Raw genomic sequence first — 11,899 nt, 5'->3', positions numbered from 1 at the left:
GGGGGTGCCGCCTCTTTTTGGCTGGTGCTAGATCACTTGAGCGAGATCTTGGCGCCGGCGGCCTCGAGCTTCTCCTTGGCGGCGTCGGCGACGTCCTTCGCCACGTTCTCCAGGAGCGGCTTCGGGGCGGACTCGACGAGCTCCTTGGCCTCCTTCAGGCCCAGGCCCGAGACGACCTCGCGGACGACCTTGATGACCTGGATCTTCTTGTCGCCGGCGGCCTCGAGGACGACGGTGAACTCGTCCTTCTCCTCCTCGACGGCGGCCACGGGGCCGGTGCCACCGACGGCGGCGACGGCGACGGGGGCGGCGGCGGTGACCTCGAAGGTCTCCTCGAACTGCTTAACGAAGGCCGACAGCTCCAGGAGGGTCATCTCCTTGAACGCGTCGAGCAGCTCGTCGGTGCTGAGCTTCGCCATGATGGCGGTCCTTTCTAATCAACGCCCGAACTGGACGCGTATGTGTCGGTGATCAGCTTTCGGCGGGAGCGTCGGTCTCGGCGGCGGCGGGCGCCTCCGCGGACTTCTTCTCCACCAGGGCAGCGGCAAGGCGGGCGACCTGGGAAGCCGGGGCGTTGAACAGACCCGCGGCCTTGGCCAGGTTGCCCTTCATCGCGCCCGCCAGCTTGGCGAGCAGCACCTCACGGGTTTCGAGGTCCGCGATCGCGGTGACCTCTTCGACCGAGAGCGGGCGGCCATCCATGTAGCCGCCCTTGATGACCAGGGCCTTGTTGTCCTTCGCGAAGTCGCGCAGCGCCTTCGCGGCGTCGACGGGCTCGCCCTCGACGAACGCGATGGCCGTCGGACCGACCAGCAGGGCTTCGAGGCCCTGCACGCCTGCATCCTCGGCGGCACGCTTGACCAGCGTGTTCTTCGCAACGGTGTACGTGGTGCCCGCGCCGAGAGCGCGACGCAGCGTGGTGAGCTGCGCCATGGAGAGGCCACGGTATTCGGTGACGACAGCGGCCGAGCTACCGCGGAACTTGTCCGACAGCTCGGCGACGGCCGAAACCTTGGTGGGCTTCGCCATGATCGCCTCCTCTCTGGGCTGGGGGTGACGCCGGCCCTGACGAGAGGTCACGCGGAAAACGAAAACGCCCCGGCGCAGGTGCGGCACGGGGCGAGACAAGGCGTGAGTGAACGCGCCTGCGAGTCTTCCTCGTCCTCCTGCGCGGGCCGTTCGCATCGCCTGCGAACCTTCGCTCCCACACGTGAGTGCGGGAAGACCAGCGGTCTTTGGTGGAACCACATCACCGTATCAAGGTTCCCTGCTACGGATCAAATCGGGGTGTGGTGCGCCGGCATGATGTGATCCGTGACGGATGAGCAGCCGCGCAACCCGGACCCGGTCGAGCCCGCTCCGGCGATCGATCCCGAGCAGCTTCGGCAGTTCCAGGAGTTCCAGCGGTTCCAGGAGTTCCAGCGGTTTCAGCAGGCTCAAGGAGGGTCGGGGCAAGGGGGTGCGGCACCGGGGAGCGTGGCACCGGGGCAGTGGGAGCAGGGGCAGTTGGGGCCTGGACCGTCTGCGCCGCCGCAGGGGCCGCCGCCGGTTGCCGAGGTGCGGTACGTCGAGGCGCGCAAGCCCTTGTGGCGGGTGGTGCTGGGCAGCGGGCTCTTCCGGCGGTTGGTGTACCTGCTGGTGGTGTTCCTGGTGCTGCTGTACTTCTACCAGCGGTTCTTCGGTGGCGACGAGCCCGGGGACGTGGCGGTGGACAGCGGTGGTGTGGAGAACAACGTCATCGCGCCGCAGACCCCGTACGGGATCGGCGGGACGGTCGCCTACTTCTACAAGCACGTCGGCACCGGTGACGCGAAGAACGCGTGCGGGCTGTTCAAGGGTGACGCGCCGCGCAAGGCGTTCGCCCAGGCGTTCGGCGAGACCGAGTGCGCGGCCGCGGTGGCCAAGTTGCAGAAGCAGGTCACCAACGTGACCAACTACCGGCAGCTCGGGTTCCCGGTGGACATGCGCGAGGTGCCCCCCGGCGGCACGGTCGAGGTCAGCTCGTGCCTGCTGACCGTGCGGGACGGGCCTCGGCTGGGGAAGTTCGTGCTGACCGCGCAGCCGAGCAAGAGCTGGGTGATCACCGGGTACGAGGCCGAGGCGGCGGACTGCGTGACCGGGTGAGGAACGCGAACAGCCCCCGGCGGGAGGCCGGGGGCTGTTCGGGAGAACGGGAACTCAGACGACGGCTTCGTCCGTCAGCAGGTTCCGGGTGCGGTTCGGGTCGACCGGGATGCCCGGGCCCATCGTGGTCGAGACGGTGACCTTGCGCAGGTACCGGCCCTTCGCGGCGGACGGCTTCGCGCGGAGGATCTCGTCCAGGGCGGCGGCGTAGTTCTCGACCAGCTTCTCGGAGTCGAACGACACCTTGCCGATGACGATGTGCAGGTTGGACTGCTTGTCCACGCGGAAGTTGATCTTACCGCCCTTGATGTCCGTCACGGCCTTCGCGACGTCGGGCGTCACGGTGCCGGTCTTCGGGTTCGGCATCAGGCCGCGCGGGCCGAGGATGCGGGCGATGCGGCCGACCTTGGCCATCTGGTCGGGGGTCGCGATCGCGGCGTCGAAGTCGGTCCAGCCACCCTGGATCCGCTCGATCAGCTCGTCGGTGCCGACCGCGTCCGCACCGGCGGCCTCGGCCTCGGCGGCCTTGTCGCCGGTCGCGAAGACGATCACGCGGGCGGTCTTGCCCGTACCGTGCGGCAGGTTCACGGTGCCGCGGACCATCTGGTCGGCCTTGCGGGGGTCGACACCCAGGCGGATCGCGACCTCGACGGTCGCGTCCAGCTTGACCTTGGAGGTCTCCTTGGCGAGCTTGGCCGCTTCGAGGGGCGAGTACAGCCGCTCCCGGTCGACCAGCTCGGCGGCGTTCTTGTACGCCTTGCTGCGCTTCATGTGCTTCTGTCCTTAAGCAACAGTTGTGGTGCGGACCGGCGCGGTCCTCCCACGACGAACGGTGGTTTCGGTCAGCCCTCGACCGTGATGCCCATGGAGCGGGCGGTGCCGGCGATGATCTTCGCGGCCTGCTCGACGTCGTTCGCGTTCAGGTCGACCATCTTGGTGGTGGCGATCTCGCGAACCTGGTCCGCGGTGATCTTGGCGACCTTCACGCGGTGCGGCTCGCCCGAGCCCTTCTCGACACCGGCGGCCTTGAGGATCAGCTTCGCGGCCGGCGGGGTCTTGAGCTTGAAGTCGAACGAGCGGTCCTCGTACACGGAGATCTCGACCGGCACGACGGTGCCGCGCTGCGACTCGGTCGCGGCGTTGTACTGCTTGCAGAACTCCATGATGTTGACGCCGTGCTGGCCCAGCGCGGGGCCGACGGGCGGCGCGGGGTTGGCCGCACCGGCCTTGATCTGCAGCTTGATGACCGCTGCGAGCTTCTTCTTCTTGGGTGGCATCTCAGTTCCTCTATTGCGGTGTCCGCGCGCGGCCCTGCCAGCCGCAGCGTGGCTGCCGGCGCCTCACCACGGAGGCGCCGATCAGATCTTGGAGACCTGGCTGAACGACAGCTCGACCGGCGTCTCGCGGCCGAAGATCGACACCAGGACCTTGAGCTTCTGACCGTCCGCGTTGACCTCGCTGATCGTCGCGGGCAGCGTGGCGAACGGGCCGTCCATGACGGTGACCGACTCGCCGACCTCGAAGTCCACCTCGACCGCGGTCTTCACGGGGGTCGCCGAGGCCTTCTTGCCGGCCGCCGGCTTCTCCTGGACCTGCGGGAGCAGGAACTTCAGCACGTCGTCGATGGTCAGCGGCGACGGCTTCGAGGTCGCGCCGACGAAGCCCGTCACGCCCGGGGTGTTGCGCACCGCGCTCCACGACGGGTCGTTGAGCTCCATCCGGACCAGGATGTAGCCGGGCAGCACCTTGCGCTGCACCTGCTTGCGCTGGCCGTTCTTGATCTCGGTGACTTCCTCGGTCGGCACCTCGACCTGGAAGATGTAGTCCTCCATGTCGAGCGTCTGGATGCGCGTCTCGAGGTTCGTCTTGACCTTGTTCTCGTAACCGGCGTACGAGTGCACGACGTACCAGTCGCCGGGCGCGCGGCGCAGGGCCTCGCGCATCTCGGCGGCCGGGTCGGCGGGCTCGGCGTCGATGTCGCCCTCGGCGACCGCGTCACCCTCGGCTTCGACGTCCTCGGCGGCGGGAGCGGTCTCCTCGTTCTCCTCCGACGCCTCGACCTGGTCGACGTCCCCGCCGTCGTTCGACGTGCCGGGGTCCTGCTCGTCGGTGAGGTCGGTCGGCTCCTGGGCGTCCAGGCCGTTCTCGGAGGTCACTGTGGGTCTCGCTTCCTTTTCTGCATCACGTGTCCGGCCGCCGTGGAGGGCGGCCGAGAGGCTCGGCTCAGCCGAAGACCTTGAACACGCCCCAGGCGAAGGCCGAATCAAGGCCGAAGACCAACGCCACCATGAAGGCCACGAAGACCAGCACGACCGAGGTGTAGGTCACCATCTGCTTGCGCGTCGGCCAGATGACCTTGCGCAGCTCGCCGACGACCTCGCGGAAGTAGCGGAAGAGCCGGCTGAAGACGTTCGGCCGCTTCTCCTGCGTGTCCCGAGCGCGCGTGGCGCGGCCCTTCTTGTCCGCCGACACCTCGACGTCCGCCTTGGCCTCGGCCTTCTTCTTGGCCTCGGGACGGTCGGCGGAGTCCTTGCGGCCCGCCGGGCGCGCGGAACCTCGGCGCTCGCGCCGTGCTGCGGCAGTGGACGGCCGGTTGGCGCTCTCGCGCTCTTCCGGCTCCTGCTCGCGGCCCTCGCTCATGCCGTCCTCCGCTCAACCATCGCGCTTCGACGCAGGGGCGACAGGACTTGAACCTGCAACCTGCGGTTTTGGAGACCGCTGCTCTGCCAGTTGAGCTACACCCCTATGTGAGGCCCCGAATTCGTCGGGATCCTCCTGGCCGGAGACGCCTTCCACCGTCCTCACGTGGCCCGTGAGGCAGCAACACGGCGTTCCGAGTACAGAAGCATACGGCACGGTGTGGCCCATCTTCCAACCGGGCAGGTCAACGGGGGAGCCGGGGGTCGGCGCGGGTGTGCGATCTGCCACGATTGGGCACATGGCTACGCCCGAGACGACCACCGAGTCCAGCCCCTCCGAGCACCCGAGGATCTCCCAGCGGATCGGCGGCATCGCCGAGTCCGCGACCCTCGCCGTGGACGCGAAGGCCAAGGCGCTCAAGGCCGCCGGACGACCGGTGATCGGCTTCGGCGCGGGAGAGCCCGACTTCCCCACCCCCGAGGCGATCGTGGCCGCCGCCCAGGCTGCTTGCGCCGACCCCCGCAACCACCGCTACACCCCTGCCGCCGGCCTCCCCGAGCTGCGCGAGGCCGTCGCCGCGAAGACGAAGCGCGACTCCGGCTACGAGGTGTCCGCCTCCCAGGTGTTGATCACCAACGGCGGCAAGCAGGCCGTCTACCAGGCGTTCGCCACGATCCTGGACCCGGGCGACGAGGTCCTGCTGCCGGCGCCGTTCTGGACCACCTACCCCGAGGCGATCACGCTCGCGGGCGGCGTGCCGGTGCAGGTCACCGCCGACGAGTCGACCGACTACCTGGTCACCGTCGAGCAGCTCGAGGCGGCGCGCACGCCGAAGACGAAGGTGCTGCTGCTCTGCTCGCCGTCCAACCCGACCGGCTCGGTGTACAGCCGCGAGCAGCTCGTCGCGATCGGCGAGTGGGCGCTCGAGCACGGCCTCTGGGTGATCACCGACGAGATCTACGAGCACCTGACCTACGACGGCGTCGAGTCGGTGTCGCTGCCGGTCGCCGTGCCCGCGCTGGCCGACCGCACGATCGTGCTCAACGGCGTGGCGAAGACCTACGCGATGACCGGCTGGCGGGTCGGCTGGCTGATCGGCCCGGCCGACGTGGTGAAGGCCGCCGCGAACCTCCAGTCGCACCTGACCTCGAACGTGGCCAACGTGTCGCAGCGGGCCGCGCTGGAGGCCGTCTCCGGCCCGCTGACCGCGGCGCACGAGATGCGTGAGGCGTTCGACCGGCGGCGGCGCACGATCGTGGAGCTGCTGTCCGCGATCCCCGGCGTGCAGTGCCCGACGCCGACCGGCGCGTTCTACGTCTACCCGTCGGTCAAGGCGCTGCTGGGCAAGACCCTGCGCGGCGCCGAGATCACCGACACGGTGCAGCTCGCCGCGCTGATCCTGGAGCACGCCGAGGTCGCGGTGGTGCCCGGCGAGGCCTTCGGCACCCCCGGCTACCTGCGGCTCTCCTACGCCCTGGGCGACGACGACCTGAAGACCGGCATCACCAGGCTGGCCGAGCTGCTGGCCGAGGTGCAGTAGTCGCGTTCCTCGAGGAGGGCGTCCCGGTGTAGCGGGGCGCCCTCCTTTTTTGTGATCGAGAACACAGCAGGACGACGCTTGCAGGTGAACAGTCGTAACCCGGGCGCGGAACTTGACGATGCTCCGTTCAGTGGAATGGATCTTCACCCGAGGAGCGCAACGATGACTGCGGCAGACCCGCCGAAGCGTCGGAGGTGGCTCGTGCTCACCGGCACGGTCGTAGTGGTGCTCGCCGGGCTCCTCGCCGCGGTGTCGGCGAGGTGGCCCGACGAGCCGTCGCGCGTGGTCTACGAGGTCACCGGCGACGCCGCGAGCGCGACGGTGACCTACTCGACGTTCACCGAGACGGGCACGACGCACGAGGTGCTGACGACGTTCCCGTGGCGCAAGGAACTGGTCGTGCACGAGGAGATCACCGGCGGCGTGCTGACCGTCCGAGTCGGCGAGGGCGGCGGCTCGGTGGCGTGCGGGATCAGCGTCGACGGCGTCGAGCGCAAGTCCGCGACGGCCACCGGGCCGCTCGCCAGCGCGCTGTGCAGCGGGTTCGCCGACGGCGGGTTGCGCGGCACGTGGTTCCCGGTCGGCGGGCTGCTGGTGTAGCCGCTACGGCAGGCGCACGCGGGCGGAGGCGCCCCCGAGCACCGACCTGCCCTCGAACGAGGCCGTTACGTTGACCTTGAACGTGCCGTCCTCGAGCACCTTGGTCACCTTGCCGGTGACCTCCACGAGCGCGCCCTCGTCGTCGTCGGGCACCGGTACGGGCCTGCCGAAGCGGACGCCGTACTCGACCACCGCGCCCGGGTCGCCGGTCCAGTCCGTGACGATGCGCGAGGCCATGCCCATCGTGAGCATCCCGTGCGCGATGACGCCGGGCAGGCCGACGCCCTGGGCGAAGCGCTCGCTCCAGTGGATCGGGTTGAAGTCGCCCGACGCGCCCGCGTAGCGGACCAGGTCGGCGCGGGTGATGCGCAGCGTCAACGGGGGCAGCACGTCGCCCACGGACACCTCGGCGGCGGTGATCACGCGTCCTCCCCGCGGACGACGAGGGTGCAGCGGCCGGTCGTCAGCGACTCGCCCTGGTCGGTGCCGACCTCGGCCCGGATCGACAGCATGTCGTTGCCCATCCGGGAGGTGATGGCGTCGACGTGCAGCACGACCTCCAGCCGGTCGCCCGCGGTGATGGGGCGGTGGTGGGTGAAGCTCTGCTCGCCGTGCACGACGCGGGTGTAGTCCAACCCGAGTTCGGGGTCCTCCACCAGCACGTCGTTGGCCTTCAGCGACACGATGATCGCGAACGTGGGCGGCGCGATGACGTCCTTGTGGCCGGCGGCGCGGGCGGCGTCGGGATCGCGGTAGACGGGGTTCGGGTCACCGATGGCGTCCGCGAACTCGCGGATCTTCTCCCGCCCGACCTCGTAGGTGAACGCGGGCGGGTACGAACGCCCGACGAAAGCTTGGTCCAAGGGCACCGCCGCAGGTTACGCGACGAGGCCCGCCCCCGGTTCGGGGACGGGCCTCGTCGAAAGCTCTGCGATCAGCGCGTTTCCTTGTGCGCCCGGTGCGTCTTGCAGTTCGGGCAGAACTTCTTGATCTCCAGGCGGTCCGGGTCGTTGCGCCGGTTCTTCCTGGTGATGTAGTTCCGGTGCTTGCACTCCTCGCACGCGAGGGTGATCTTCGGGCGTACGTCGGTTGCAGCCACGGTCCTTGCCTTCCTGAGAGCGCGCGTGCCCCGGTGAGCCCTGGGCGGGCCTGTCCAGTGCGGGCTTACCGCCTGGCGGGGATCGAACGAGTAGCGGTGGCCGGACTTGAACCGGCGACACAGCGATTATGAGCCGCTTGCTCTACCAACTGAGCTACACCGCTGTACACAACACGGCCGCAGTGCTGCTGCACCGCGGCCATTTTGTGGAGCCCCTTTACGGAATCGAACCGTAGACCTTCTCCTTACCATGGAGACGCTCTGCCGACTGAGCTAAAGGGGCTTGCTCTTGCAGCGAGTAGAACTCTACAGGAGGGATCCCCGATCGGTGAAATCGGGGGGTCCCCTAGTGCACGAGCGTGAGCACCGTCTCGTCGCGCGCGCCCCTGACCTGCACCGTCCTGGCGCGCAGCCACGCCTCGAAGCGGTCCTCGGAGAGCGGGCGGGAGATCAGGTAGCCCTGGGCGATGTCGCAGCCCATGCCGACCAGCTGGTCGCGGGCGGCGTCGTCCTCGACACCTTCGGCGACCACCGTGAGCCCGAGCGAGTGGCCCAGTTCCACGATCGAGCGCACCACCGCCATGTCGCCCAGGTCGGTGCCCATGCCCAGCACGAACGACTTGTCGATCTTGACCTCGTCCACCGGCAGCTGGCGCAGGTAGGCGAGCGACGAGTAGCCGGTGCCGAAGTCGTCCACCGCCAGCACGACGCCCATGGTGTGCAGGCGCCGCAGCACGGGCAGCGCGCGCTCCGGGTCGGCCATCACGCCGGACTCGGTCAGCTCGAAGGTCAGCAGCTCGGCCGGCACGTCGTGGCGCAGCAACGCGCGGTGCACCCGGTCCGGGAACTCCTCGTCGGCCAGCGTCCGCACCGACAGGTTCACCGCGATCGACATCCGCAGGCCGCGGTCGATCCAGCGGCGGACCCGCTCCAACGCGGTGTCCATCACGAAGTCGGTCAGCACGTCCACCAGGCCGGTGGCCTCGACCGCGGGCACGAACTCGTCCGGGTCGACGCGGCCGAACTCCGGGTGCTTCCAGCGCACCAGGGCCTCCGCGCCGACGACCTGGCGGCTCGGCAGGGCGACCTTCGGCTGGTAGTGCACCGAGATCTGGCCGTTCTCCAGCGCCGACCGGAACTGGGTGACCAGCTGGAACCGGCGCAGGAAGATCTGGCCCATCGACGGCGCGTACTCGCGCTGCGGCTCGTTCTCCGTCGTCGCGCGCACCGCCACGTCCGCCCACTGGAGCAGCGCGTCCGCGTCCGGGTCCTCCACGTCGGCGTTGGCCGACGACGCCCAGCCCACGACCGCGCTCGCCTCGACGGTGAGCCGGTCGACCGGGTACGGCACGGACAGCGCGGCGCGCAGGCGTTCGGCGATCTCCCCGATCCGCTCGGCCTGCCGATCCAGCAGCAGCGCGGCGAACGCACCGCCCTCCAGCCTGGCCAGCGGCACCTCGGGACCGAGTTCGTCGCGCAACCGCCGACCGGCGGCCACGACCATCCGGTTGCCCCACGCCTGACCCAGCGCGTCGGACACCGTGGAGAGCACGTCCAGGTCGATCCGGACCACCACGGACAGGTCGGCCTGGCGCATCGGCTCCACCGCCGCCTCGCGCAGGCCGGGTCGGTTGAGCAGGCCGGTCAACGGGTCGTGGTAGGCGTCGTGGCGCAACCTGGCGAGCAGCCGGCGGTTGTCCACGGCGGTCGACAGGTGGCTCGCGAGCGTGCCGAGCAGCTGGATGTCGGCCTTGCCGAACCCGCGCCAGCGCGAGAGGCGGTCGTGCACCTCGACCGCGCCGAGCATCTGGGTGGCGCCGCGCAGCGGCACGACCAGCGCCTCCTGCGCGTCCCGGCGGACCAGCGCGTCCGACACGTCCTCGCCCGCGTCGGCCAGCCGGAAGTAGCGGACCGAGGAGCCGGGCAGCTGGAGCATGGCGTCGTCGCGCAGCAGCCTCGGGTCGTCGCGGCGCAGGCCCGGTGGCAGCGGCTCGCCGGCGACCAGGGTGCGCATCGGGGCCTGCGGGTCGGTGCGCAGGCGCAGCACGACCCGGTTGGCGTTCAACTGCTCGCGGATCCGCTCGGCGATGCCCTGCCACTCGTCGTCGTCCGCGCGGCCGTCGCCGTCGTCGAGCCCGTTTCCCTTGGGACCGGTGGCGTTGCGGCCGGACCTGGCGACCCGCAGCGACACCTCGCCCAGCGCCTCCAGGTCGCGCTGCTCGCGCAGCAGACCCGAGTAGGCCAGGTAGATGGCGGTGATGCCGGCGAACACCAGCACGATCAGCAGGCCGCCCCACGGCGCGCGCGTCGCGATCTCGTAGCCGACGAGACCGGCCGAGGTGTTCAGCAGCGCGACGACCAGGGTTTGGAGCACCAGACGCAGGCTCGGGCCGACCCGCATGCCCTTGCCGAGGAACTTCAGCGCCATCAGGCCGAGGATGCTGGCCAGCAGCGGTACGGCGATGGTGCCGAGGAAGGCGCCCGCCCAGATCGGGCCGCGGCCGTCCAGGAACACCTTCACGGCCTCGGCGACCGCGAAGGCCACCGAGATCTCCATGAACATCAGGCCCGCGTTGTAGACCGCGCGGTCGAGCACCCGCCTGCCGAGCAACGTGCCGACGCCCGCCACCACGTGCGCGGCGAGCACGACCTCGAAGGGCGCGACGAGCAGGCCGAGCACGAGCGGGATCTCGGTGAACGAGATGGTCCACGCCACGCCGCTGCGGACGTCGACGTTGATCGCGAGCTGCTCGGCCAGCAGGAACCCGACCACCAGCAGCGGTCCGGTCCAGAGCAGGTCGAGGTTGTGCGGGTCCTCGGGCAGCCACAGCCCGACGACGAGCGCGGACAGCGCGCCCGCGAGGAGGAGCAGGACCGCGAACACGCTGAAGGCGCGGTTCGTGGACCGGGTCGGCGTACCAGTCGCCGTGGCCGACGCGTGGTCGGACATCCAGCCTCCTCGTCGGCCGTGGTGTCACTGCGCGGCCGGGTCTCGGCCTCCTGGCGTGACTTGAGGGGTCCCGGATAGCCGACCGAGACCCCTCCAGGGCTGCCAATGTACCCCGGTCGGGCGATGAAATGGCAGGTCGGCCAGCTAATTGCCACGAGAAGTAACGCTTCGGGTCACACGATCAGATGCCCATGGAGCACCGTGACCGCCTGGCCCCCGAGCCGCACCCGATCGCCGGCGAGCGTCGCCCGGACCAGGCCCCCGCGCGGCGACGCCTGCTCGGCGAGCAGCTCCGCCTTCCCGAGCCTCGGCGACCACCACGACGCCAGCGTGCAGTGCGCGGAACCGGTCACCGGGTCCTCGGGCACGCCATAGGACGGGTAGAAGCAGCGTGACACCACGTCCAGGCCCGGTCGGTCGCCCGGCGCGGTGACGATCACGCCCCGACCCGGCACCCGGGCCAGCGCCTCCAGGTCCGGTGTGATCTCGCGCACCTCCGCCGCGGACCCGACCTCGACCAGCACGTCCGACACCGCCCGCGCCACCGCCCCGATCGTCACGCCCGGCAGTCCGGCCCGCAGGTCCGGCGTCGCCTCGACCGGCGTGGCCGGATCGGCCGGGAAGTCCATCTCCACCCAGCCGTCGCGCGCGGTGCAGGTCAGGGTGCCGCTGCGGGTGGTGAACGCGTGGTCGCCGCCCAGCACGTGCGCGGTGGCCAGGGTGGCGTGCCCGCACAGGTCCACCTCCTTGACCGGCGTGAACCAGCGCAACCGGTGCGTGGTGGTGTCCACGAACGCCGTCTCGGCGTGCTTCATCTCGGCCGCGACGGACTGCATCCAGTCCTCGTCGGCGGGCCCGTCCAGCAGCACCACGCCCGCCGGGTTGCCCGCGAACGGGCGGTCCGTGAACGCGTCGACCACGTAGATGTCCACGGTGGGAGGTTACG

14 protein-coding genes and 3 tRNA genes are annotated in these 11,899 nt (G+C 70.1%); 3 read left to right on the top strand and 14 right to left on the bottom strand.

What is annotated here, in order from left to right; translation table 11 throughout:
- Positions 1-32: 32 nt before the first annotated feature.
- Entirely contained in the window at positions 33-419 is a 387-nt protein-coding gene (gene rplL / locus AB0G50_RS20840; protein WP_360110970.1) for a 50S ribosomal protein L7/L12, read from the bottom strand.
- Positions 420-471: 52 nt separating this feature from the next.
- The gene (gene rplJ / locus AB0G50_RS20835; protein WP_360110967.1) at positions 472-1,029 is read right to left on the bottom strand and encodes a 50S ribosomal protein L10; all 558 of its coding nucleotides are present in this window, start codon (positions 1,027-1,029) and stop codon (positions 472-474) included.
- Between the two features lie 285 nt (positions 1,030-1,314).
- Here rplJ and AB0G50_RS20830 point away from each other — a divergent pair, with 285 nt between their 5' ends.
- The gene (locus AB0G50_RS20830; RefSeq protein ID WP_360110964.1) at positions 1,315-2,124 is read left to right on the top strand and encodes a hypothetical protein; all 810 of its coding nucleotides are present in this window, start codon (positions 1,315-1,317) and stop codon (positions 2,122-2,124) included.
- A gap of 54 nt (positions 2,125-2,178) precedes the next feature.
- On the opposite strand, the gene rplA is transcribed toward AB0G50_RS20830, so the two are convergent.
- The 5 genes from rplA to AB0G50_RS20805 form a co-directional block, all read right to left on the bottom strand.
- Entirely contained in the window at positions 2,179-2,895 is a 717-nt protein-coding gene (gene rplA, locus AB0G50_RS20825) for a 50S ribosomal protein L1 (protein ID WP_360110962.1), read from the bottom strand.
- Positions 2,896-2,966: 71 nt separating this feature from the next.
- A complete protein-coding gene (gene rplK, locus AB0G50_RS20820; protein WP_360110959.1) occupies positions 2,967-3,401 on the bottom strand; it encodes a 50S ribosomal protein L11 in 435 nt (144 codons plus the stop codon).
- A gap of 81 nt (positions 3,402-3,482) precedes the next feature.
- Positions 3,483-4,280, bottom strand: coding sequence for a transcription termination/antitermination protein NusG (gene nusG, locus AB0G50_RS20815; protein ID WP_360110956.1), 798 nt, complete (start codon positions 4,278-4,280; stop codon positions 3,483-3,485).
- Positions 4,281-4,347: 67 nt separating this feature from the next.
- Entirely contained in the window at positions 4,348-4,764 is a 417-nt protein-coding gene (secE, locus tag AB0G50_RS20810; protein ID WP_360110953.1) for a preprotein translocase subunit SecE, read from the bottom strand.
- A 32-nt stretch (positions 4,765-4,796) separates the two neighbouring features.
- Positions 4,797-4,869: transfer RNA gene (locus AB0G50_RS20805), tRNA-Trp, on the bottom strand.
- A 193-nt stretch (positions 4,870-5,062) separates the two neighbouring features.
- Between AB0G50_RS20805 and AB0G50_RS20800 the strand changes: the two genes are divergently transcribed.
- Positions 5,063-6,304, top strand: a complete 1,242-nt coding sequence (locus AB0G50_RS20800; protein ID WP_360110950.1) for a pyridoxal phosphate-dependent aminotransferase — start codon at positions 5,063-5,065, stop codon at positions 6,302-6,304.
- Positions 6,305-6,466: 162 nt separating this feature from the next.
- Positions 6,467-6,904: an MmpS family transport accessory protein gene (locus AB0G50_RS20795; RefSeq protein WP_360110947.1), complete on the top strand. Its 438-nt coding sequence runs from the start codon at positions 6,467-6,469 to the stop codon at positions 6,902-6,904.
- A 3-nt stretch (positions 6,905-6,907) separates the two neighbouring features.
- Here the strand turns inward: AB0G50_RS20795 and AB0G50_RS20790 are convergent, their stop codons facing one another.
- From AB0G50_RS20790 to AB0G50_RS20760, 7 genes are all read right to left on the bottom strand, one after another.
- On the bottom strand, positions 6,908-7,327 hold the full coding sequence (locus AB0G50_RS20790) for a MaoC family dehydratase (RefSeq protein WP_360110944.1): 420 nt from the start codon (positions 7,325-7,327) through the stop codon (positions 6,908-6,910).
- Complete coding sequence (locus AB0G50_RS20785; RefSeq protein WP_360110941.1) at positions 7,324-7,773, bottom strand: MaoC family dehydratase N-terminal domain-containing protein; 450 nt, start codon at positions 7,771-7,773, stop codon at positions 7,324-7,326. The genes AB0G50_RS20790 and AB0G50_RS20785 overlap by 4 nt, the downstream gene beginning before the upstream one ends.
- Before the next feature lie 65 nt (positions 7,774-7,838).
- Positions 7,839-8,003 (bottom strand): 50S ribosomal protein L33, encoded by a 165-nt coding sequence (gene rpmG / locus AB0G50_RS20780; RefSeq protein WP_015105301.1) that lies wholly within the window; start codon positions 8,001-8,003, stop codon positions 7,839-7,841.
- A gap of 91 nt (positions 8,004-8,094) precedes the next feature.
- A tRNA-Met gene (locus AB0G50_RS20775) sits at positions 8,095-8,167 on the bottom strand.
- Between the two features lie 43 nt (positions 8,168-8,210).
- A tRNA-Thr gene (locus AB0G50_RS20770) sits at positions 8,211-8,286 on the bottom strand.
- 63 nt (positions 8,287-8,349) lie between these two features.
- A complete protein-coding gene (locus tag AB0G50_RS20765; RefSeq protein WP_360110938.1) occupies positions 8,350-10,953 on the bottom strand; it encodes a bifunctional diguanylate cyclase/phosphodiesterase in 2,604 nt (867 codons plus the stop codon).
- A 173-nt stretch (positions 10,954-11,126) separates the two neighbouring features.
- Positions 11,127-11,885, bottom strand: a complete 759-nt coding sequence (locus tag AB0G50_RS20760) for a PhzF family phenazine biosynthesis protein (RefSeq protein WP_360110935.1) — start codon at positions 11,883-11,885, stop codon at positions 11,127-11,129.
- Between the last annotated feature and the right edge of the window lie 14 nt (positions 11,886-11,899).

This window comes from Actinosynnema sp. NPDC020468, assembly GCF_040642015.1.
In the GTDB taxonomy this organism is placed as follows: domain Bacteria; phylum Actinomycetota; class Actinomycetes; order Mycobacteriales; family Pseudonocardiaceae; genus Actinosynnema.
Note: the sequence above shows the minus strand (reverse complement) of the source record. Positions and strands in the feature narration are given on the sequence as shown.

What these genes read in the sequence shown, in the direction of transcription:
- rplK (WP_360110959.1), bottom strand. Translation starts at nt 3,401, where the DNA reads ATGCCACCCAAGAAGAAGAAGCTCGCAGCGGTCATCAAGCTGCAGATC.
- secE (WP_360110953.1), bottom strand. Translation starts at nt 4,764, where the DNA reads ATGAGCGAGGGCCGCGAGCAGGAGCCGGAAGAGCGCGAGAGCGCCAAC.
- AB0G50_RS20800 (WP_360110950.1), top strand. Translation starts at nt 5,063, where the DNA reads ATGGCTACGCCCGAGACGACCACCGAGTCCAGCCCCTCCGAGCACCCG.
- rplL (WP_360110970.1), bottom strand. Translation starts at nt 419, where the DNA reads ATGGCGAAGCTCAGCACCGACGAGCTGCTCGACGCGTTCAAGGAGATG.
- rplA (WP_360110962.1), bottom strand. Translation starts at nt 2,895, where the DNA reads ATGAAGCGCAGCAAGGCGTACAAGAACGCCGCCGAGCTGGTCGACCGG.
- AB0G50_RS20795 (WP_360110947.1), top strand. Translation starts at nt 6,467, where the DNA reads ATGACTGCGGCAGACCCGCCGAAGCGTCGGAGGTGGCTCGTGCTCACC.
- rplJ (WP_360110967.1), bottom strand. Translation starts at nt 1,029, where the DNA reads ATGGCGAAGCCCACCAAGGTTTCGGCCGTCGCCGAGCTGTCGGACAAG.
- AB0G50_RS20765 (WP_360110938.1), bottom strand. Translation starts at nt 10,953, where the DNA reads ATGTCCGACCACGCGTCGGCCACGGCGACTGGTACGCCGACCCGGTCC.